At 62.0% G+C, this 19,952-nt stretch carries 22 protein-coding genes; 9 read left to right on the top strand and 13 right to left on the bottom strand.

The genetic code is table 11. From position 1 onward, the window contains the following. Nucleotides 1-911 precede the first annotated feature (911 nt). Together QFZ33_RS11250 and QFZ33_RS23910 are read left to right on the top strand one after the other, a co-directional pair. Nucleotides 912-1,427 (top strand): OsmC family protein, encoded by a 516-nt coding sequence (locus QFZ33_RS11250; protein ID WP_307027465.1) that lies wholly within the window; start codon nt 912-914, stop codon nt 1,425-1,427. Nucleotides 1,428-1,494: 67 nt separating this feature from the next. After that, complete coding sequence (locus QFZ33_RS23910; protein ID WP_373427260.1) at nt 1,495-1,707, top strand: SDR family oxidoreductase; 213 nt, start codon at nt 1,495-1,497, stop codon at nt 1,705-1,707. A gap of 106 nt (nt 1,708-1,813) precedes the next feature. Here the strand turns inward: QFZ33_RS23910 and QFZ33_RS11245 are convergent, their stop codons facing one another. The 13 genes from QFZ33_RS11245 to QFZ33_RS11185 all read right to left on the bottom strand — a co-directional run bounded on the left by QFZ33_RS11245 (nt 1,814) and on the right by QFZ33_RS11185 (nt 12,686). Then, a complete protein-coding gene (locus QFZ33_RS11245) occupies nt 1,814-2,308 on the bottom strand; it encodes a histidine phosphatase family protein (protein ID WP_307027463.1) in 495 nt (164 codons plus the stop codon). Further along, entirely contained in the window at nt 2,305-3,087 is a 783-nt protein-coding gene (locus QFZ33_RS11240; RefSeq protein WP_307027461.1) for a CbtA family protein, read from the bottom strand. The genes QFZ33_RS11245 and QFZ33_RS11240 overlap by 4 nt, the downstream gene beginning before the upstream one ends. Beyond that, a complete protein-coding gene (locus QFZ33_RS11235; RefSeq protein ID WP_307027459.1) occupies nt 3,078-3,275 on the bottom strand; it encodes a CbtB domain-containing protein in 198 nt (65 codons plus the stop codon). The genes QFZ33_RS11240 and QFZ33_RS11235 overlap by 10 nt, the downstream gene beginning before the upstream one ends. A 43-nt stretch (nt 3,276-3,318) precedes the next feature. Next, nucleotides 3,319-4,773: an amidase gene (locus QFZ33_RS11230; protein ID WP_307027457.1), complete on the bottom strand. Its 1,455-nt coding sequence runs from the start codon at nt 4,771-4,773 to the stop codon at nt 3,319-3,321. Between the two features lie 18 nt (nt 4,774-4,791). Continuing rightward, nucleotides 4,792-4,986, bottom strand: coding sequence for a hypothetical protein (locus tag QFZ33_RS11225; protein ID WP_307027455.1), 195 nt, complete (start codon nt 4,984-4,986; stop codon nt 4,792-4,794). Between the two features lie 102 nt (nt 4,987-5,088). Beyond that, on the bottom strand, nt 5,089-5,451 hold the full coding sequence (locus QFZ33_RS11220) for a nitrile hydratase accessory protein (RefSeq protein WP_307027453.1): 363 nt from the start codon (nt 5,449-5,451) through the stop codon (nt 5,089-5,091). Further along, nucleotides 5,448-6,080, bottom strand: coding sequence for a nitrile hydratase subunit alpha (gene nthA, locus QFZ33_RS11215; protein ID WP_307027451.1), 633 nt, complete (start codon nt 6,078-6,080; stop codon nt 5,448-5,450). The genes QFZ33_RS11220 and nthA overlap by 4 nt, the downstream gene beginning before the upstream one ends. 23 nt (nt 6,081-6,103) lie before the next feature. Beyond that, nucleotides 6,104-6,808, bottom strand: a complete 705-nt coding sequence (nthB, locus tag QFZ33_RS11210) for a nitrile hydratase subunit beta (protein WP_307027450.1) — start codon at nt 6,806-6,808, stop codon at nt 6,104-6,106. A gap of 160 nt (nt 6,809-6,968) precedes the next feature. Beyond that, nucleotides 6,969-7,967: an ABC transporter permease gene (locus QFZ33_RS11205; protein ID WP_307027448.1), complete on the bottom strand. Its 999-nt coding sequence runs from the start codon at nt 7,965-7,967 to the stop codon at nt 6,969-6,971. A 2-nt stretch (nt 7,968-7,969) separates the two neighbouring features. Next, nucleotides 7,970-8,983, bottom strand: a complete 1,014-nt coding sequence (locus QFZ33_RS11200; RefSeq protein ID WP_307027446.1) for an ABC transporter permease — start codon at nt 8,981-8,983, stop codon at nt 7,970-7,972. Then, nucleotides 8,980-10,542 carry a sugar ABC transporter ATP-binding protein gene (locus QFZ33_RS11195; protein WP_307027444.1) on the bottom strand — a complete coding sequence of 521 codons (1,563 nt, stop codon included), beginning with the start codon at nt 10,540-10,542 and terminating at the stop codon, nt 8,980-8,982. The genes QFZ33_RS11200 and QFZ33_RS11195 overlap by 4 nt, the downstream gene beginning before the upstream one ends. Before the next feature lie 25 nt (nt 10,543-10,567). Beyond that, complete coding sequence (locus QFZ33_RS11190) at nt 10,568-11,578, bottom strand: substrate-binding domain-containing protein (protein WP_307027442.1); 1,011 nt, start codon at nt 11,576-11,578, stop codon at nt 10,568-10,570. A gap of 184 nt (nt 11,579-11,762) precedes the next feature. After that, on the bottom strand, nt 11,763-12,686 hold the full coding sequence (locus QFZ33_RS11185; protein ID WP_307027441.1) for a LysR family transcriptional regulator: 924 nt from the start codon (nt 12,684-12,686) through the stop codon (nt 11,763-11,765). Between the two features lie 358 nt (nt 12,687-13,044). Here QFZ33_RS11185 and QFZ33_RS11180 point away from each other — a divergent pair, with 358 nt between their 5' ends. The 7 genes from QFZ33_RS11180 (at nt 13,045) to QFZ33_RS11150 (ending at nt 19,943) form a co-directional block, all read left to right on the top strand. Beyond that, entirely contained in the window at nt 13,045-13,812 is a 768-nt protein-coding gene (locus QFZ33_RS11180) for an SDR family NAD(P)-dependent oxidoreductase (RefSeq protein ID WP_307027439.1), read from the top strand. Between the two features lie 89 nt (nt 13,813-13,901). Further along, the gene (locus QFZ33_RS11175; protein WP_307027437.1) at nt 13,902-14,774 is read left to right on the top strand and encodes a TIM barrel protein; all 873 of its coding nucleotides are present in this window, start codon (nt 13,902-13,904) and stop codon (nt 14,772-14,774) included. 99 nt (nt 14,775-14,873) lie between these two features. Next, complete coding sequence (gene hpaD, locus QFZ33_RS11170) at nt 14,874-15,872, top strand: 3,4-dihydroxyphenylacetate 2,3-dioxygenase (RefSeq protein WP_307027436.1); 999 nt, start codon at nt 14,874-14,876, stop codon at nt 15,870-15,872. Nucleotides 15,873-16,052: 180 nt separating this feature from the next. After that, nucleotides 16,053-16,787, top strand: coding sequence for a fumarylacetoacetate hydrolase family protein (locus QFZ33_RS11165; RefSeq protein ID WP_307027434.1), 735 nt, complete (start codon nt 16,053-16,055; stop codon nt 16,785-16,787). Then, a complete protein-coding gene (locus tag QFZ33_RS11160; RefSeq protein WP_373427259.1) occupies nt 16,784-18,328 on the top strand; it encodes a fumarylacetoacetate hydrolase family protein in 1,545 nt (514 codons plus the stop codon). The genes QFZ33_RS11165 and QFZ33_RS11160 overlap by 4 nt, the downstream gene beginning before the upstream one ends. After that, nucleotides 18,325-19,143: a 2-oxo-hept-4-ene-1,7-dioate hydratase gene (gene hpaH / locus QFZ33_RS11155; RefSeq protein WP_373427258.1), complete on the top strand. Its 819-nt coding sequence runs from the start codon at nt 18,325-18,327 to the stop codon at nt 19,141-19,143. The genes QFZ33_RS11160 and hpaH overlap by 4 nt, the downstream gene beginning before the upstream one ends. Further along, the gene (locus QFZ33_RS11150) at nt 19,128-19,943 is read left to right on the top strand and encodes an HpcH/HpaI aldolase family protein (RefSeq protein WP_307027431.1); all 816 of its coding nucleotides are present in this window, start codon (nt 19,128-19,130) and stop codon (nt 19,941-19,943) included. Before hpaH ends, QFZ33_RS11150 begins: the two co-directional genes overlap by 16 nt. The last annotated feature ends 9 nt before the right edge of the window (nt 19,944-19,952 follow it).

The following is a 19,952-nucleotide window of genomic DNA, read 5'->3' as shown; positions in this document are numbered from 1 at the left end:
CCCAGCGGAGTGCGGCACCCCTTGGCGCGGTGGGGAATCCTTCTCCACCCCTCGCCGTCGTTACGCCTGGAGTCAGCACATACCCAGGTTCAGCCTGACCCCGACAAACGGCCTTAAGCGGGCATTTCTGCCCGGGGCAAGCCAAGGGCTGCGGGTCAGTGGACGACATGGCGCTGCGACCTCCTTCGAACATCTCATGGGCGGGACAAGCCGAAAGGGTATGACCCGAACCTGCCCCACAGAGGGCATCGGACGGCCTCAAAGCCCAGCGCGTTCCAGCTGGACACAATCCCCATTGTCGGCGTTCCGGTCCGCGTAGACTCGCCCGGAGAGGACAATAAACGGGGGACGGATAGTCTCTGCGGAAAAGCACACGTGCGGAATGTGTGGGCGGAAGACGGCGGCCCCACGACGGGGACGTGCGCTTCCGCCTCCCGGACCCGGTCCTGGAAAGCCCCTTGCAGCACCGTGCCGAAGACAGCTCGTTGAGCGACCCGGACCTCAATAAGGCGACGCTCATGCGATGTCCTGACATCAGTCGTCCGCGCCCTGCTGCCAGTCAAACTCGAAGGCGGTCACGAATTCCGCTTTGGGGTCTGGATCGCCATCCGTCCTGACGACCTCCAGCACGCGTACCGCGTCTGGAACGCGCCCGAGTATGCGACCTGAAACTCGCTGGGCATCTGGCCAACAAGGTCCAACCCCGGGGCCTTCTCGGCGCCCCGGTGACTCTCACCGTGCTGAACCCGGGCCATACACCTTATTGTGCGAGCAGCACGGGGACATGAACGACGTTGTTACCAAAGTATGGCCGCAGGAGATTCTCGCTTCGCTGCCATGAGACAGCCACCCTGACTCGTAGAGGTGTATTCTTGCCCGATTCGGTCCACGGCGGAAAGGGAGTGCCGGATATGTCGCAATCGGAAGTAGCCCAAGCCATCAGCAGGTCTCGGCAGTACTTGAACGAAAGCCCGGAGAAGGCCCGCTCCCGCGACTCAACGGCCACTGCCGTGCTGGAAGATGGGCTCCGGGTCCGGGTTGACGGCCCCCACGGCTGGTCCTTGGTGACGGACATGGGGCCAGGAGTTGGCGGGAAGGGTTCGGCGCCTACTCCTGGATGGATGCTGCGCTCGGCAAGCGCCGCCTGCTTGGTCTCGCTCATCGCCATGCGTGCCGCCGAAAAGGGAGTGAGCCTAAACCTGCTCGAAGTTGATGTGGACAGTGAATCTGATGACCGCGGTCTGCTGGGAATCGGTAAGGACACTCCTGCAGGACCCCTCGCACTGCGCACAGTGGTCCGCATAGCAGCCAAAGACACCGAAGAGGCCGCTCTCCGCGACATCGTTCGATGGGCAGACGAGCATTCCCCCGTCGACGATGCAGTCCGCCGCGCTGTCCCAGTGGAGCTGACCGTTGTGATCGGCTGAGCCGAGAACAACTGATCAGGAAGCAGCATCCAGACGCCGGACTCGTCATCCTTCAAGTTGGCGAAAGGTGCGATATCGGCGAGCAAGAATTTGCTGGGGAAGAGCGCGGGAGCACGGCATCCGGGCCAACACCATCTCGCCGGGACTGGTGTCCACTCCGCTGACCCGCTCATTGACCGCTTTGCCGGGAGTGATGAATGCCTACCTCGAGCGAATCTCGGCAAAGCACCGCGCCCAACCGGATGAAATCGCATCCATGGCAGTCCTCCTCCCTTCCTAAGACGCGTCCTACATCAACGCGGAAAGCATCACCGTCGACGGCGGCTGGCCGAACACGGATACCCCGACCTGCCCATGTCTCGGTTCCGGTCAGATGCAAGCCGTGGTCAGAGGCTCAGGGCGTAGGAGTCAAAGGCGCGAAGGTGGCACAGGGGGTCTGACCAGTAGGCATCGATGTTGTCGCTAGTGACGGCTACCGCGGCCCTGATGTTTTCCGCATGAGTGACGATAATCAAGTCCTGCGTCCGGTCCAGCTGCCCCAGCCATTGGCTTGTGCGCTGCAGCAAGTCGACGATGCTCTCGCCCCCGTGACCTCTGTAGTCTGGGTCTGATCGCCACTGCCGAAGTTCGTCCGGCTGGACGGCCTGCAGCGGCAGTCCGTTCCAGTAACCGTAGTTGGCTGGAGACAATTTCGGGTCCGGAACAGCCTTGAGTCCCAGTGCCGCGGCTGACTCCCGGCTGATGGCGGTTGGAGAACAAACAGCCGGGGTATCTTCTATGCGGGCTAGGGGTACGCATGAACTGTCGAGAGGGCCGTCTGCGCCGAAACGGGCCTCTCGGGTTTGCCTGCAAAGCCCGTGACGGATGAAGGTGAGGTTCAATTTCTCATTGCCCTGCGTTCAATGAGGAATTGGAACGCGATACCGAGGGCGAGCCACAAAGTGAGCTGGGTTGCTGCGGAGGCGAGCCGGAAATTCCAAAGGAGGTCGGCAGGGAAACCGGAGTAGTCCGTTCCGCTTTCAGGAAGTATCCGCCAGCCCACGATGACTATGGCTGCCGCTGCCAGGCCTGGAAGAGCTTTGAGGAGTATTGATGATCCGGGCCGGGATTCCTCCCACCGGCACACCATGAACCAGGTGATAACGGCCGTCAGGCCAAGAAGCACAGCAATGACCCATAGGTGGGTTCGATAGTCGATTGTTTCGGTGGCACCCACGGCCGGAGGGTTTGGCGGTACCAAGAGCCAGGGAACTGCGGCTGTGGCGGTCCATCCTGCCACTGCGAGGGACAGGATGGTTTGCGTCTTTGGCCCATTAACCAGCTTTCGAGTCAGTGCAAACCAAACGACGGCGAGCAGCACCCCGAAGGCGCCGCCGGTTAAAGACGTCGCCAGAAACAGTCCGGCGCGTTGCCCGTCGCGTGAAATCAGCGGGCTGTCTTCAGTGCCGTGTTTGTGATCTTCCCCTGCCACAGTCGAGTCATGACTGTGCGGAGCGGCGCCGGCTTCCTCTATTGAGATGGCTTGATCCACCAGGCTTTCCCCGGTGACATAGGCGACGCCACCGGCCAGGAGACCGGCGATCAGCCCTGCGAGCAGGCCGCGGAGTACAGCGCTGCGCAGCGTAAGATCGACGACGTTCTTGACTGCGGTCAGTGACATGGGACGCCCAGGAGGTGCCGGCCATCGTGCATGACTTCGTGAAGCAGCATGCCCGCCCGGGACAGTTGCCCTGCGTCGAACTGCACCAGGTAAAGAACGACTAGCGACGCCGCCACGGCGAACAGCGCTCCGACGACCGCCAAGGCACTTGGACTGCGCCGGACCAGGGAGGGGATGATGGTGCTCATTATTGCTTCTCCTTGCGTTGATGGAGTTGGATGTGGTCGATGGTCAAAGTTTCGGCGCTGGAGCGGCGACGACTTGGGCGAGCGGGTCCGGCACCCTCAGGTGCCAGTCAGTCAGGCGTTGGAAAGCGTCCCCCGCCCTGAGAATGAGCTCCTCTTCGAACGGCCGGCCTGCAATCTGGAGGCCAAGTGGAAGCTGTTCGTCGGTGAATCCGAAAGGAATACCGAGGACGGGATTGCCCAGCGTGTCCCAGTAGGCGGTGTAGATGGGCCCGAAACCGTGGAAGTAACCCTTTTCCATCCGTTCCAAGGCCGCCGCTCCGCCGCCGGCAGTCGGCATCAGGATCAAATCAACATGCTTGAACGTCTCCTTGATGGCCTTTTGCCCAACACGGCGCGCACGTTGGGCCTGGACATAGTCGGTGGCGCTGTAAAAGAGTGCCGTGCCTATTGCAAGGCGGGTCGCCAGCCCGTAGTCCTTCCACCGTCGCTGCATGTCGGGAAGGTGATAAGTAAGTGCCTCCCCGTACATCAGGATCTCGTCCACGGTGGTCATCTCCGCGTAGTGCGGAATCTTCACTTCCACGATGTCGGCGCCTAGCTTGGCAAACACCTCCAGCGCTGCATCGAATGCCGGGGAGAGGGCGGCATCGTACTCGTCCGTTACGTTTTCCATGCGGTCGACGCCTATGCGCACGCCTGCCAGGTCGCCTGTGAGACCGGCAGCGTACTGCCCCACAGGAACATCTGATGCTGTGGGATCCGACGCATCCGGGCCCGCGAGAACGTCAAGCATGAGGGCGCAGTCCTGCGCCGAACGTGCCATTGGACCTACGTGGTCGACAGTGAAGCCAAGCGGCACCGTTCCCGACTTTGGTACCCGTCCGTAGGTCGGCATGAGTCCTGATATGCCGCAGTAAGCGGCCGGGATGCGGATTGACCCTCCGGTGTCGCTTCCCAGTGCCCCGTACGCTGCACCCAGTGAGACCGAGCTGCCCGAACCGGAGCTGCTTCCCCCGGCCCAGTGCTTCAGCGACCAGGATGATCGTGGGACCGGGAAGGGCTTGGTCGGGTCCGGTTCACCGGTGGCGAATTCCATCGTCGTCAGCTTGCCCATGATGATGCCTCCGGCCTGGCGAAGCCGCTGCACTGCAGCTGCATCGCCCTGCAGTACCTGCGGGTCATGAACGAGGGATTGCGCCGTGGTCGGGCCCTCAGTGGTCCCGAATATGTCTTTGATGCCCAAGGGCACACCATGCAGCGTCCCAACCGGCTTTCCGGCCTCCAAGGCTTCATCTGCTGCTGTGGCTGCTTCCAGCGCCTGTTCATTAAAGCGCGCCAGGAACATGCCGACCGCCTCGTCGTACTTGTCCGCCGCAGCGATTGATTGTTCGACGGCGGCCACGCTGGTTGTCTTGCCGGAACGTATCGCGGCTGCCATTTCGGCCAACGTCGCTGGACGTTGCTCTCCGCCGGTGCCGGCGAGGGGGGAAATGCTCATTGAGGAAATGACTCCTGGTCAGACTCGGGGTTCGAAAATAACGGCCGGCTCTTCGTATCGGACACCGTCAAGTTCATAGAGAGCCTGTACGGCAGCGCGGCGTGCGGGGTAAGCCTGGACCAGCAGGTCCAGCTCCTCCGCCGGTACCTCGAGCTGGTGCTGCTGCAGCAACGCTTCGACGACAGTTCGATGTGTGTGGGGGGTTGTAGTCACTTGTGCCCTTCCGTCCGGTGGTGTGTACGAGCCGGCAGCAGATATCCGTAAGTGGTGGGGAAGCCGGTTCGGCGCTGCTGCCGGCGGAGCTTTTCGAACGGACTAGAACACTTCGTCGCGGTCGTGGCTGCGGAACTCGCCTTCGCGTTCGGCCAAGTCGGTCGGATCCACTTGTGACGACATGACCTCCGAAAGCGCTGCCAGCCAGCATTCGTAGTACTCGTCAACGCCTTGTTGGCCTGTGCGGGCGATTTCATTCGAGATGGCCTTCTGGAATTCGGACCACTCGAAGTGGCCATCCTGGCAGAGGCTTACTGCCATCCCAAAGGCGCGGGCATGCCAAGGCGCATCAAAAATGATCTCTCCGTTGCTGCGGGGTACCGCGGCATCGCCATTCAAATCGTCAAGACGGACCCGGGAGGTGGATTCAGAGACCTCAGCCGGTGAGGGGCAGTTGGGGCTCATTTTGCCACCGCCTCGGAGGGAACCGACGGTAGTGTCACACCAATCATGGAGTCCCGTGTGATGAGTGGGACGAGGTCCTCCTCGCTCAGGCCTTCCGTGCCGGCAGGTCGCTGCGGCACCACAAGGTAACGGACCTCCGCGCTGGAGTCCCATACCTGAATATTGGTTTCCGCGGGGAGGGTTGTACCGAACTCGGCGAGTACCTTACGGGGTTCACGGACCACACGCGCCCGATATGGGGCGTCCTTGTACCAGCGGGGCGGCAGACCAAGGACTGGCCACGGATAGCACGAGCAAAGGGTGCAGACCACCACGTTGTGTACCTCGTTGGTGTTGGGAACGGCGACCATATGCTCGCCCTGCAGCCCACCGATCCCCAGCTCTTTCAGTGCAGAGGTGGCGTCGGCAAGGAGCCGCTCGCGGTAGTCCGGATCGACCCAGGCCTTGGCAACGGCGCGGGCGCCGTTCAGGGGTCCGATGTCGTGTGTGTAGGTGTCGATGATTTCGTCAACGACGTTGCCTTTGATGTATCCCTTCTCGCGAAACAGTGATTCCAGGGCACGCGCCCTGACCTCGCCGTCTGAGAGTTCCCCGGGATGGTGGCCGCCAGCGCCATGATCGTGAGACATTGTTCGTCCTCTCTTGTCTGGTTTTAGTTTGTCGTCCCTGCAGGGGCCAGGTAGCTCTCCCACAGATCCACGATGAAGTGTGTGCCGGGCTCAGCCTGGTCGTCCCAAAGGTCGTTGCCCTCAAATTTCACCGAGTACAGGTACTCCGGGTTTTCACCCAGGTGCTGCGACACTGCATCGGGAAGGATGTAGCCGCTGTGACTGATTACTACCGTGCCGGTGTGGCCCCAGATATATCGGGGTGAGCGAGTGTGCGTCGGGACCGGCCGGGGCACAGCAACTACACGGTCTCCCACTGAGAAGGCCGGGCGGGCGTCGATTTTCCGGTCGGCGGGGACGCCTTCCCAGATGGTTTTCGCCAGGGCCTTCGAGAGCTCGTCGATTTCGGCTTGAGTCGTCGGCGGTCCCTGCACGCTGACATCCACGCCGTCCCGGACGGCTTGCTGTCGCGACCGCAGTTCCTCCTCGGTGAGGAAGCCCTTCTCGATGAGTAGCGGCTCCCAGGCATGCAGCCAGTGCTCGTAGTAGCTTGCGGTCAGATACGTGCCATGGCCAATCTTTTCAATTGCATGGCGTACCTCGTCAGCTGTGAGCCAGACGCCATAGTGGGCGCAAAGCTTCTCAAGGGCGAACGTCAGACCTTCCCAGGGCTCATGGAAGACCTCGTTGTCCACGGTGTCAATCTTGCCGAACCCGTGCATCCCGCCCATATCGTGTATGCCGATCAACGGGTGTCCTTTCTTCGATTCTTGTTGAATCTGTGGGCATCGTAACGCCAACGCCCTGTGCTGCCTACAACCTTCTGCGAGGGATTCGCGGCGGTTTTTCGGACATTTCCGCTTTTCAGACGGATATAGCAGCAGGCGCTGATGCTTGATTTATGGGTGCTCAGGCGCCTCGGATAGCGCCGCGGCGGTCTGTCAGAGCACCGATGATGAGTGTCAGCACCAGGATCAGGCCAACACTGACGCTCTGCCAGTACGAGCTGACGCCCAGGAGATTCAGCGCGCTGTTAACAGCGGTGATGAAGATGGCGCCCGTGAAGGTCCCCAGCAGCCTGCCCTCACCGCCGCGCAGGGCCGTACCGCCCACGACGGCTATGGTGATGGCGCTCAGTTCCACACCGAAGGCCATGTTTCCGGCCGCGGAAGACAGCAGGGCAGCCAAGGCCACGGCAGAGATGCCGGTGAAAATACCCGTAATGGCAAAGGCAGTGATCTTCACCCGGTCAACCCTGATACCCGCCATTCCGGCAGCCTGCTCGTTGCTGCCCACCGCCCGCAACTGCCGGCCGAATTTCGTGCGGTAGAGGAGTGCATAGGATGCCACGCACACGATGACGAAGACGATGAAGATTGCCGGCACGGGTCCAAGAGCGGCCGTCGCGAATGACTGGAAGTTGATCGATGTGATTGCCAGGATCGAGCCGCCCGTCAGGATGAACGCGATGGCCGTGTAGATATTGAACATGCCGAAGGTCGCGATGAACGGTGGAATGCGGATCTTGGTGACAACGACGCCGTTGACCACACCAAGCACCCCGCCGGTGATGATTCCGGCAAGGGCCGCCATCCCGATGGTGCTGCTCGGGAGGACGAGTGCCGTGACGATGGCGCTCACTGCCGTGATACCAGCGACGGAGAGGTCGAACAAGCCGCCGGCGATCAGAAGCGTCATCCCGCAGGCGACGATTCCGGCAAAGGAAGCCTGCTGCGCGATGTTGCTGAGGTTCGCCTGGGATGCAAAGTTAGGAACGACAACCGAGAGGATCACGAACATCGCGACCACAGCGACCTGCAGGTAGTAGCGGCGGAGGAAGTCGCCCAGCGCCGGGACTCGCCCTCGGGTACGGGTTGGAACGGTTTGGGTGTCTACTGCAGCGTTCATGTTCACCCCTCCAAAAGGATGCGTCGGTGGATGTGGCGCCGGATGCTGTCGAGCGAGAGGGCGAAGATGAGCAGTACGCCGATGGCCAGATTTTGGTAGAACGACGGGACGTTGAGCTGGTTTAGCGCCGAGGCAATCATTGCCAGGAGCAGACCTGCGATGAACGTTCCGGGCAGGTTGGCACTGCCGCCGGCCAGGCTGGTTCCGCCAAGGACCGCAATGGCAATGATCTGCAGTTCCAGCCCGACACCGAGGTTACCGGTGACATTGCCGAGCTGGCCTGCCAGGAGAACGCCGCCCAGCCCCGCAGTAAGACCGGCGATAACGAAGGCAACCAGGGTAACTCTGCGGACATTGATTCCGCTTTCGGCTGCCGCCTCAGGGCTGCCGCCTACAGCGCAGACGTGTCGTCCGAACGGGGTGTACTGCATGAGCACGTACAGTCCAGCAAGCAAGACAATCGCAAGAATGAACGGAATCGGAACACCAAAGAACCTGCCGTTCGCCAACGTGCTCAAGAATGCATCGTTACCGCCGAGCGTCTGGCCATCAGTCACCAAGAGGGCAACGCCGCGAATGGCACCGAGGGTACCGAGGGTGGCCAGGAACGACGGAACCTTCAGGTATGCCACCAGGATTCCGTTGATGAGACCGACGAGCAGCCCGGTGAGCAGGCCCGCGCCGATGCCCGCGAAGAGTCCTCCGCTTGTCAGGAAGAGTGTCAGCAGGCAGGCCGAGAGTCCTTGAATGGATCCGACGGAGAGATCAAGGCCACGAAGGGCGATGACGACGGTCATCCCATAGCCGATGATCGCGGCAATCGACGCGTTGACCAGCATGTTTGCCAGGTTGTTTCCAGCGAAGAAGTTGGGGACGGCCGCCACGCAGATGATCGCTACGATGACGAACGGGATGAGCACGCCATAACGGCTCAGAGCCGTTGCCAGCGTCTGTCGCCGCAAACGCGACCGGGCTGCTGCAGCATCAAAGCTGGTGTCAATTTGTGCGGTAGTCATGAGGCGTCCTTTACGACGAGGTTGCCGTCGGCTGTGGCGGTTGAACTGGGACCGGCAGGACCCACGGATTCGGCGAGGATCCGATCTTCGGTGACGTCATCACCGGTCAGTGTGGCAACGACGTGCCCGTTCCGGAAGACCATGCACCGACGGACGAGAGTGACAAGTTCGGGTGTGTCGGAGGAGCTCACGACGACGGATACACCCGATTCGGCCAGGCGCTGGATCAGTTGATAGATCTCGACCTTCGCACCTACGTCGACGCCCCGTGTGGGTTCGTTGAGCAGCAGTACGTTGCAGCCGGAGAGGATCGCCCGACCGAACAGCACCTTCTGCTGATTGCCGCCGCTTAGATTGCCGATGTACTGGCGGGGCCTGTCGACCTTGATGCGCAGTTCGTCCTTGAGCCGGTTGTAGATGTCCAGCTCCCGTCGGGAGCTGGGAATAGCACGGGCTACAGGGTTCTTGCGGTTTTCTTTCGCGGAGATCAGGAGATTCTCCAGCACGGTCAGGTGCGGCAGGATTCCTTCGGCCTTCCGGTTCTCGCCCAGCATGAAGATGCCTGCCTGCAGGGCGCCGGTCGGTGAGCTGAGGTTTACGGCCTTGTCGTCGACCTGAATTTCGCCCTTGGCAGAGATCACTCCGAACATGGCCTGCATGATTTCGGACCGCCCCGAGCCGACCAGACCCGCGACACCGAGGATCTCGCCGCGGCGGACGCTGAAGCTGACAGGTTCCACCACCTTGGGGCAGGTAACACCCTGCACGCTGAGCCGAACGGGCTGCTCCGCTGCATCTGTGCCGTGCGGGCTCTGCTCGAACTTCTGAAGCTCGCGTCCCAGCATGAGTTCGACCAACTCCGCCTCAGTTGTATCGGCGGTCTTGAGGTCTCCCACGCGCTGACCGTCCCGGAAAACTACGATGTTGTCGGAAATGTCGAAGATTTCGTCCAGGCGGTGGGAGACGTAAAGGATGGCCTTTCCTTGGCTCTTCAGGCGTTTGATGAGGTCGAGCAGGCGCCGGACTTCTCCCCGATTCAACGCGGCAGATGGTTCGTCCATGATGATGACTTCGGCGTCCTTGGACAGCGACCGGGCAATCTCGACCATCTGCTGGTTGCCGACGGAGAGAGTCTCAACGGTTCTGGAAGGGTCCAGGTCCAGACCGAGCTGGTCGAGCAAACGCTTGGCCTGCCGTTTGCTCTCCCCTACCCGGATCAGTCCATTCCGGGTCAGCTCGCTGCCCAGGAAGATGTTCTCGGCCACGGTGAGCTGGGGCACGAGGCGAAACTCCTGAGCCACGACGGTGACACCGGCAGCCTGGGAATCTGCGGCGGAGTTGAATTCAACCGGGCTGCCCTTCATTCGCAGCTCACCGGATGAAGGCCGTTCAAGCCCGCCGATGAGACGAATCAGCGTGCTCTTACCGGCGCCATTCTCGCCCATCAGAGCGGTGACTTCACCGGCACGGAGCGTGAGGTCCACGCCTTTGAGGGCTCGTACGCCAGGATAAGTGCGGCTGACGTTCACCGCTTCGAACACTACGGGTCCGGGGTTCATTGCAATGCCTTACCGCTTGAAGGGTCTACTGTTTGTTGAGCTTGGCCTTGAAATCAGCCAGATTCTCCTTGGTGACGAGAGTGGTCGGCTGCTCCAAAGTGTTGGAAGCTGCGTCAGTGAACTTCGGCTCCTTGCCATCGAGAAGGTCCAGGGCAGCATCGACCAGAGCCTGACCCTGACCGAACGGATCCTGGGCCACCGTGGCCTCTTGCTTGCCCTGCTCGATCATTTCAAGCTCGATCGGGTCACCGTTGAAGCCGACAATGACCGGCTTTTTGTTGGAGGTTTCCGCGGCACGGACCGCGCCCTGTACAGCGTTGCTGTTGAAACCGAAAATGGCCTCGACGTTCGGGTTGGCCGCAAAAATGTCCTGGCCTGCCTTAAATGCCGCTTCAATGGTCTGGCCCGGAATTTCGCTGACGAGCTTCAGGTTCGAACACTTGGCAAGACCATCCTTGAAGCCCTTGCCGCGGGCTTCGCCCGCTGCGTGCCCTGGGTCATCGCGAATGAACGCTACCTCGTGTGGCTGGCCGTCATCGAACTTCTTGCAAAGGTACTCAGCCCCTTGGGCGCCCCCGGCCTCATTGTTCGACTGGACGAAGTAGTCATAGTCACCCTTGGCTCCAATGTCGCCAACAAGAACGGGGATCTTGGCAGCATGAGCAGCAGAGATGGTAGCCGGCAGCGAGTCCGGCTGAACCGGAGTGATCAGCAACGCAGAGATATTGCGGGAAATAAGCTGCGAACTACCGGTGACCTGGATCTGCGCCGAGTCCTTGGAATCGGAGATTACGACCTTTGCGCCACGCTCTGCAGCCCGGGCCTGGACACCCTTCGCATAGGCGATGAAGTACGGGTCGGTCTGGTCGTAAACGGAGTACCCCAGAATCAGCGGATCTTTCTTGACGAAGCTAGCGCTGGAGCCGCCATTGGCTCCTGAGGTGCCGGAACCGGTCGTATTGGCACCGCTGGCACAGCCAGCCACAGCGAAAAGACATGCAGCAACTGCTGCTGCGACACCGAGTTGAGGCTTCATGTTTCTTCCTTGGGGGTGGGGTTTGGTCGCCTAAGCGATCGGTTTTGATGTGACTGAGGTAACCATCTCAAGTCTCGGCCCCAAGGGAAAGTACTATTTTACTCTAGGTTGCATATACGGAATGTATAGGTCTACATCAGCTGCGGTCATTGGCCAGGAGACACGTGCTTTGCCGTCGGGACTGTTATGTCGAAGGACGCTGCGCGGAAGCCGACGAGCGAACCCGTTCCAGCAGCCGGCTCAATGCGGGGCTCGCCTCTGCCCGCGCCGAAACGACAGCTATCGCCTGCAGAGGCGGAATGGGTTCGCGGATCTCGCGGACAACGAGATCAAACTTTCGAAGGCTCCGCCGCTGCGCGTCCGGAAGGATGGAACTGGCCTGCCCGGACGTAATCAGCGGGATGCTTGTCTGGATGGTGTCAGCGATTCGTGTGCGGCCAGTAATTACACCGAAGCGCCTCAGGGTTTCATCCACGATGTCGGGCAGGCTGGGAACAGCTGGTGTCCGCTGCGGCAGGATCATTGTCATCGCCTCGAAAACACCAACGCCCACGGGGTCCGGAAGGTCTATGCGGTCCGGCGGAAAAGCGGCAACCAGAGGGACATCTTCCCAGCGAATAATGTGGAAGCGGTCCTGCCGCTCAGCGAACTGTTCTGCATCGGCAACCATAATAAAGGCGACATCAGCCTTGCGGTTGTGGATCATTTCGATAGCTGTCCAGGGCGGTGGATCGATGAGCCGAACGTCGACGTCGGGGTTCTCTACGCTGTGCTCTTTGAGGAGCTGCGGAATCCGGTACCACATGAGGGCCGGGACGCTGGCAACCGTGATGGCTCCCTCCCGCCCGGCACCGTAATTGGTCAGGTGATTGACGACCTCATCCACATCGCCGAGGATGCGAGAGCCAGCATTCAGCAGATACATTCCGGCGCTGGTCGGACTCACCCCCCGGGCTGTCCTGATCAGGAGCTGAACGCCCAGCTCCGATTCAAGCTTGCTTATGGTCAGGCTGAGGGGCGGTTGCGACATGTGCAACTCGGCTGCGGCCGCCACAAACGAACCGGCTTCGACGACGGCTTGAAAGTAACGCAATTGGCGAAGGTCCATGACTTCAGAGCGTAGTCGAATTGCAGTTAGTGGACCGGGATAGTTCGTCCCCAACTGCTCCCGCCGCGGAGTCGGTTATCCACAGTGCAGACATTCCGCCGCCCGGTCCGGTATATGCAATAGCTATAGGAGAGGAAGCAAAATAGTATTTTTTTCGCGGCCGGATCGGTGACAAAGTGATTGCACGAACTGTTGGATGCGGAGGCTCACTGCAGCTGAAGATCTACTTCAGACCAGTCTCCCCTCACTCGAAAGAAGTGGTCGTCACTACCATGTCAGTCACCGATAACGCCCCTGCTGGGCTCTCATGCAGCCCCGTCCTGCCGTCTGCAACCTCCGTCAAGATTGGAGCGACGGCGTGACCGCCCCCGTAGCCGTGATCTCCGGCGGAGCCAGGGGCATCGGGGCGGCAACAGCAGAGAGACTGACCAAAAACGGTTGGCAGGTTGCGCTGCTGGATCTGAATGCTGAGGGTGCTCAGGCTCAGGCCGATCAGCTCGGACCGGACAACCTCGGCCTTGGCTGTGATGTCTCCGATCCCTCTGCCGTCCAGGAGGCAATCGACCAGGTGGGTGCCCACTTCGGCAGAATTGATGCGGTCATCTCCGCCGCGGGCAACATCGCGCGTGGTCCTGCAGAGAGCTTTGATCTGGGCGTCTGGCAAAAGCACCTCGACATCCACCTGACCGGTACGCTCCTGCTCGCGCAGGCCTGTCACGGGTATCTGGCGCAGTCAAAGGGCAGCATTGTCACTTTTGCCTCAGTGGCATCTACCTTCGGCCTTCCGGGCCGTGTGGCATACGGAACGGTCAAAACCGGCATGGTGGGATTGACTCGCACGCTGGCAGCTGAGTGGGGCCCGCAAGGCATCCGGGTCAACGCAGTAGCCCCCGGCTATGTCGACACGGAAATGGTGCGGTCGGGTTTCCGCAGCGGGACGATCAACGAGGACCTGGTCCTTTCACGTACGCCTCTGCGCCGCCTCGCCCAGCCCGATGACATTGCTGGTGTTATCGAATTCCTCGTCTCCCCCGCAGCAAGCTTCATCACCGGCGTTCTGCTTCCTGTAGACGGCGGACTCATCATTGATGGCCGCTTCGATGGAGCATCCGTCCCCGGCGCTTAACGTTCGCCGCTCAAAGCTCTGCCCCATAAGCATCAGCCGCGCCGGGAAGTCCGGGGCAACTGCCAATTAGGCTCAGGAGAAGTTCAAAGATGAATGTAAGCATCGGCTGCAGCGGTATCACGTGGCGCAAGCGTGGACTCGGAGACGGGTTAGCGGATATTGCATCCGCCGGTTACTACGGCTCACCCATCAGCGGTGTGGAAAGCCGGGATGCCGCTGAAATTCACCGCTTATGGACAAGCCACGGCCTGGCTCCCGCGCCCGGCTATATAAATGGCGAATACTGGGACCCCGCTCAGCGGGATGACCAGCTGCACGCGGCACGGATCAACGCCAAGGTCTCCCGCGAACTTGATCTGACCGATATTTTCATCGCGGTCGGTGGTTTCGAAACAGTGACCCGCGCGGGAAGGACCCGTCGGCAGGCGGCCGCCAACGCGGGACAACTGGACATGCTCACCGACGAACAGTTCCGCCGAATGACGCAGACCATCACCGAGGTATGCGAGGTCTTTGTGGAGGAAGGTGTCCGGCCCTGCTTCCACACACACGTAGGAACATTTGTGGAAACGGAGGAAGAAGTCGAACGGCTTCTTGAGGCAGTGGACCCCGAACTCCTTTTCGTCGGTCCTGACACCGGGCATCTGGCATGGGCCGGCATTGACGTGAACAACTTCGTCCGCCGCCACGCCCGCCGCATCACATCCGTGCATCTGAAAGACATTGACTTGGAAGTCCGCGAACGCGGGCGGGCAGAAGGCTGGGCCTACGCCGAGTTCGAAAAGGCCGCGATCTGGACAGAAGTCGGGGACGGAGACATCGATTTCCCGGGCATATTCCGGATTCTCGACGACGAGGGCTACAGCGGCTGGCTGACAGTGGAAACAGACGTGACACAGCAGCCCACCCCATTCGAGAGCGCCCGCATCAGCCGGGAGTACCTGGCTGGTCTCGGACTCTAAGACGCTCTCGCAAACCTCATCAACAGGCGGCCGTCGAAACGGTTCGCCGAAAAAACGCGGCTTAGCAGCAGCAGGCCCCACGAATTGTAAGGAGTAGACATGCTTCCCGTTTGGAATCGTAATCCAGCATTCACTATCACCCGCGCCAGCCACGTCGTGCTTACCGCACGGGACCTGGATGCCAGCGCCCACTTCTACACCGACGTCATCGGTCTGGTCCTCACAGAACGGGACGAGAACACCCTGTACTTCCGAGGACTCGAAGAGGCGGCCCATCACAGCCTGGTCATCAAGCGTACGACCGGCGACGCCCAGGCCGAGCGCATCGGCCTTCGCGTTCAGGACGCATCCGACATCGACAAGGCCGCCGAGTACCTGAATTCACGGGGCATTGTCACCACCGAGCCGGACGTCCCGTTCCAGGGCCGCACCCTGCACTTCACGGACCCGGTTGGCAACCTCATGGAATTGTGCTCATCCATGGACGTCGTAGACCGGCGCATGCAGGAGTTTCACACTTTCAGGAGCGGCCAGCCCCAGCGGATTGATCACTACCAGCTGGTGACCCACGACGTCCAAACCGCAACTGACTTCTACTCCGACTTGGGATTCCGCCTTGCCGAATATACGGCCACCGACGGGACAGAAGAGCTCTGGGGCAGCTGGCTCGAGGTTAAGGGAAACACCCACGACATCGTGTTTACCAACGGCACTGGCCCCCGTCTGCACCACTTCGCTTACACCGTCCCCGACGCGTCTTGCCTGATCCACGCGGCCGATGTGGCCGGCAGCCTCGGGTTCGGGGATGAGATCGACCGCGGCCCCGGCCGGCACGGACTGAGCAACGCACTTTTCCTGTATCTCCGAGACCCCGATGGTCACCGCGTGGAGCTGTTCAACACTCATTACCAGTTCATTGATCTCGAAACTGACCCCATCCGCTGGGACACCTCAGATCCGCGCAGGGCGCAGCAGTGGGGCATGCCCGCCTCCGAACGCTGGTGGTTTGAAGCCTCCGAGTTCCCCGGGCAGCCGGTTCAGAAGCCGCTCCTGGAGGCTTCGCCCATCACCCTCGAAAGCTACCTCAGCGTCCACTAATGATCTAGGGGTCGCAAGGCCGCATATCTGCACGAGTGAAACAACAGCCGAGGGCGTTTAGGTCTGGAAAGCGGGCTGGACCTAAAAGTCCAGCCCGCAAGGCGCTGTCCTGCTTCTGTTCCACCCGTGTGCGCCACAACTTCCTCGCGGCACGACCTTCCACCTTCAAAGGAGCAGCCCATGGAGGCCACCGACCTGCGGCCCTCGAAAATCATCGCCGTCCATCTGAACTATCACAGCAGGAACACGGAACGAGGAAAGGCTCCGAAGACGCCATCCTATTTCCTCAAAGCGCCCTCGACACTAACCCATACGGGGCAGGATGTGCTGAGGCCGCCAGGCTGCCAGTTGCTTGCCATGGAAGCCGAAGTCGCCCTGATCATTGGGGACGATTGCCGCAATGCAGCTATCGGCGACGCGTGGAACTATGTCGGCTGGGTCACCGCTGCCAACGACTATGGCGTATATGACCTCCGCTATGCCGACCCCGGTTCGAACGTTCACTCAAAGAGCTTCGACACATTCACGCCGATAGGTGCGCAGCTAATGAAAGCAGACGATCTGGAACCGGAAGGCTTTCGCCTACGGGGCTGGATCAACGGAAAGCTCGTACAGGACGCCGCAATGTCAGAGGACCTCGTGTTCAGCTTCCCCTACCTCATAGCCGATCTGTCCCGCGTGATGACCCTGAATCGTGGAGACATCATTCTGACTGGTACCCCACGAGGCTCCACGGTGGTGGAACCCGGCGATTTCGTAGAAGTTGAGGTCAGCCACAGCAGCGGCGCTTCCTCCAATCGGTTGGGCAACAAAATCGTCGCTCTCCCCGGAGACCTTGCAGGGACCGGGGCGCAGCCACGCATCAACCAGGAAACACTCGCCGCAGCATATGGTTCAGCTGCCGAGTCGAGATGACAATGAACGATTTCGTACCTGATAGGGAGAACGCTTTGGAGCAGGTCAACGACGACACCCTGGCAGCAGCACGCAAGGTGATCGCGGTCCACATCAACTACCCCAGCCGGGCAGCCCAGCGCGGCCGGACGCCGGCCCAGCCCTCCTACTTCCTGAAGCCGTCATCCTCGTTGTCCCTCACCGGCACCGCCGTCGAACGCCCGGCCGGTTGCGAACTCCTCGGCTACGAGGGCGAGATCGCCATCATCATCGGCAAGGCGGCCCGCCGCGTCGACGTCGAGGACGCCTGGAGCCACGTCGCGGCAGTGACGGCCAGCAACGACCTCGGCGTCTACGACCTGCGCTACGCGGACAAGGGCTCCAACCTCCGGTCCAAGGGCGGGGACGGCTTCACCCCTGTGGGACCGGCACTGATTCCGGCAGACGCCGTCGACCCCGCAAAACTGCGCATCCGCACCTGGCACAACGGCGAACTGGTCCAGGACGACACCACCGAGGACCTGCTCTTCCCGTTCGCCCGGCTCGTGGCGGACCTGTCCCAGCTCCTCACCCTCGAGGAGGGGGACATCATCCTCACCGGCACACCGGCCGGCGCCTCCGTCGCCGTCCCCGGCGACGTGCTGGAGGTGGAGGTCAGCAGCGCTGACGGCCAACTGAGCACCGGCCGGCTCACCACCACAGTTAAGGAAGGAACGACGGCGTTCGCTGACTTTGGTGCCCGGCCCAAGGCCGATGACCTGCAGCGCGAAGAGGCGTACGGTTCGCGGGAAGCGGCAGGGCTCCCGGCTGTGTCCTCGGAGGCAGGGTCTTCAGAGGCACCGGAATCCGCACTGAGCCCGGAGCTGAAAGCCAAGCTGGAAAGCGTCTGCACCGCAACGCTGTCCTCCCAGCTGCGCAAGCGCGGCCTGAACAACGTCAGCATCGACGGACTCACCGCCACCCGGCCGGACCGCAAGGTGGTTGGCCTGGCCCGCACCCTGCGCTACGTGCCCAACCGTGAGGACCTCTTCAAGACGCACGGCGGGGGCTTCAATGCCCAGAAACGCGCCATCGACTCCGTCAACGAGGGCGAAGTCCTGGTGATGGAGGCCCGCGGGGAGAAGGGCACCGGGACCATCGGCGACATCCTCGCCCTGCGCGCCCAGGTCCGCGGCGCCGCCGCCATCATCACCGACGGCGGGGTCCGCGACTTCTCCGCCGTGGCCGGCCTGGACATGCCCACCTACTACTCCAACCCGCACCCCGCCGTGCTGGGCCGCCGCCACATCCCGTGGGACACGGACATCACCATCGCCTGCGGCGGCACCACCGTGCAGCCCGGGGACATCATCGTGGCTGACGCCGACGGCATCCTGGTCATCCCGCCTGCCATCGCCGAAGAACTCGTGGACGACTGCATCCAGCAGGAAAAGGAAGAAGCCTTCATCTTCGAAATGGTGGAGCAGGGCCACAGCGTGGACGGCCTCTACCCGCTCAACGCGCAGTGGCGCGCCAAGTACGAGGAATGGTCAACTGTACATACGGAAGGGGGTCCGCGTTGACTAATCCTGCAAGCGCATCCAGCACCGGAGCGTTGGATGACAAGACGATCGAGGTGATTGCGGATGAGCTGGTGGAGGCCGGCCGGACCCGCACCCCTGTGCCCCGCCTGACTGCCCGCTACCCGGAGATGACGGTGGAGGACTCCTACGCGGTGCAGCAGCTGTGGCGGCGCCGCAACGAGGACGCCGGCCGGACCCTGGTGGGGCGCAAGATCGGCCTCACGTCCAGGACCATGCAGGCTGCCACCGGCATCACCGAACCGGACTACGGTGCCATTTTTGATGACATGGTGCTGGAAACCGGCTGCTCCGTGGAGTGGGACAAATACACCCATCCCCGTGTGGAGGTGGAACTGGCGTTCGTCCTGAAGGACGGGCTCAAGGGCCCCGGCTGCACCATCTTCGACGTCCTGAACGCCACCGACTACGTGGTCCCGGCCCTCGAAATCCTGGACTCCCGGATCGAGATGGAGGGCCGGACCATCGTGGACACCATCTCCGACAACGCCGCCATGGGCGCCATGGTGGTGGGCGGCCGCCCGGTGAAGCCGGACGCCGTCGACCTCCGCTGGGTCTCCGCGATCCTGTATAAGAACCAGACCGTGGAGGAAACCGGCGTGGCCGCCGGCGTCCTGGACCACCCGGCCAACGGCGTGCACTGGCTGGCCAACAAGATCGCCGCGCACGGGGACGCCATGAAAGCCGGCGACATCATCCTGGCGGGCTCCTTCACCCGCCCGCTCTGGGTGTACAAGGGCGACACCGTCCACGCCGACTACGGACCCCTGGGGACTGTCACATGCCGCTTCGAGTAGACGACACCTTCCGGTCCGCGCTGCGCAATCAACACGGTAAAGCAGGCAGGCCGCTGGCAGGGATGTGGGTCTGCTCCGGCAGCCCGCTGATCGCCGAGCTCTGCGCCGGGTCCGGCCTGGACTGGCTCCTGGTGGACGCCGAACACAGCCCCAACGGGCTCGAATCCATCCTCGCCCAGCTCCAGGCCATCCACGGCTACCCCGTGCAGGTTTTGGTGAGGCCGCCGGTGAACGACACCGTGCTGATCAAGCAGTACCTTGACCTTGGCGTGCAGAACCTGCTGGTCCCTATGGTCAACTCCGTGGCCGAGGCGGAGGCCGCGGTGGCTGCCACCCGCTACCCGCCGCACGGGGTCCGCGGCGTCGGCTCCGCGCTGGCCCGCGCCGCCCGCTGGAACCGTGTTCCGGACTACCTCGCCCGGGCGGCGGAGACGGTCAGCGTCACCGTCCAGATCGAATCGACCGCTGCCGTCGAGTCGGTGGCGGACATCCTGAAGGTCGACGGCGTGGACGCCATCTTCGTGGGGCCCTCCGATCTCGCCGCCTCGATGGGGCTGCTCGGCCAGCAGGAACACCCCGAGGTGCGCGCCGCCGTCGAACACTGCCTCGCCGCCGCAAAAACGGCCGGCAAACCCGCCGGCGTGAACGCCTTCGCCCCGGACACCGCCCGCCACTACCTCGACAACGGGGCCGACTTCATCCTGGTGGGCGCCGACGTCGCCCTCCTCGCCCGCGGCTCCGAAGCACTCGCCGCCGAATACATCCACCCATCCGACGGCGACACCCCCGCCAGCTACTGACAGCCAACA

This window comes from Arthrobacter globiformis (assembly GCF_030815865.1).
Taxonomy (GTDB): domain Bacteria; phylum Actinomycetota; class Actinomycetes; order Actinomycetales; family Micrococcaceae; genus Arthrobacter; species Arthrobacter globiformis_B.
The sequence above is the reverse complement of the archived record's forward strand: the minus strand, read 5'-3'. Positions and strand labels throughout refer to the sequence as shown.

Coding starts and splice junctions, on each gene's coding strand:
- QFZ33_RS11250 (WP_307027465.1), top strand. CDS start 912: ATGTCGCAATCGGAAGTAGCCCAAGCCATCAGCAGGTCTCGGCAGTAC.
- QFZ33_RS11240 (WP_307027461.1), bottom strand. CDS start 3,087: ATGTCACTGACCGCAGTCAAGAACGTCGTCGATCTTACGCTGCGCAGC.
- QFZ33_RS11235 (WP_307027459.1), bottom strand. CDS start 3,275: ATGAGCACCATCATCCCCTCCCTGGTCCGGCGCAGTCCAAGTGCCTTG.
- QFZ33_RS11230 (WP_307027457.1), bottom strand. CDS start 4,773: ATGAGCATTTCCCCCCTCGCCGGCACCGGCGGAGAGCAACGTCCAGCG.
- QFZ33_RS11220 (WP_307027453.1), bottom strand. CDS start 5,451: ATGAGCCCCAACTGCCCCTCACCGGCTGAGGTCTCTGAATCCACCTCC.
- nthA (WP_307027451.1), bottom strand. CDS start 6,080: ATGTCTCACGATCATGGCGCTGGCGGCCACCATCCCGGGGAACTCTCA.
- QFZ33_RS11205 (WP_307027448.1), bottom strand. CDS start 7,967: ATGAACGCTGCAGTAGACACCCAAACCGTTCCAACCCGTACCCGAGGG.
- QFZ33_RS11200 (WP_307027446.1), bottom strand. CDS start 8,983: ATGACTACCGCACAAATTGACACCAGCTTTGATGCTGCAGCAGCCCGG.
- QFZ33_RS11195 (WP_307027444.1), bottom strand. CDS start 10,542: ATGAACCCCGGACCCGTAGTGTTCGAAGCGGTGAACGTCAGCCGCACT.
- QFZ33_RS11190 (WP_307027442.1), bottom strand. CDS start 11,578: ATGAAGCCTCAACTCGGTGTCGCAGCAGCAGTTGCTGCATGTCTTTTC.
- QFZ33_RS11185 (WP_307027441.1), bottom strand. CDS start 12,686: ATGGACCTTCGCCAATTGCGTTACTTTCAAGCCGTCGTCGAAGCCGGT.
- QFZ33_RS11175 (WP_307027437.1), top strand. CDS start 13,902: ATGAATGTAAGCATCGGCTGCAGCGGTATCACGTGGCGCAAGCGTGGA.
- hpaD (WP_307027436.1), top strand. CDS start 14,874: ATGCTTCCCGTTTGGAATCGTAATCCAGCATTCACTATCACCCGCGCC.
- QFZ33_RS11165 (WP_307027434.1), top strand. CDS start 16,053: ATGGAGGCCACCGACCTGCGGCCCTCGAAAATCATCGCCGTCCATCTG.
- QFZ33_RS11160 (WP_373427259.1), top strand. CDS start 16,784: ATGACAATGAACGATTTCGTACCTGATAGGGAGAACGCTTTGGAGCAG.
- QFZ33_RS11150 (WP_307027431.1), top strand. CDS start 19,128: ATGCCGCTTCGAGTAGACGACACCTTCCGGTCCGCGCTGCGCAATCAA.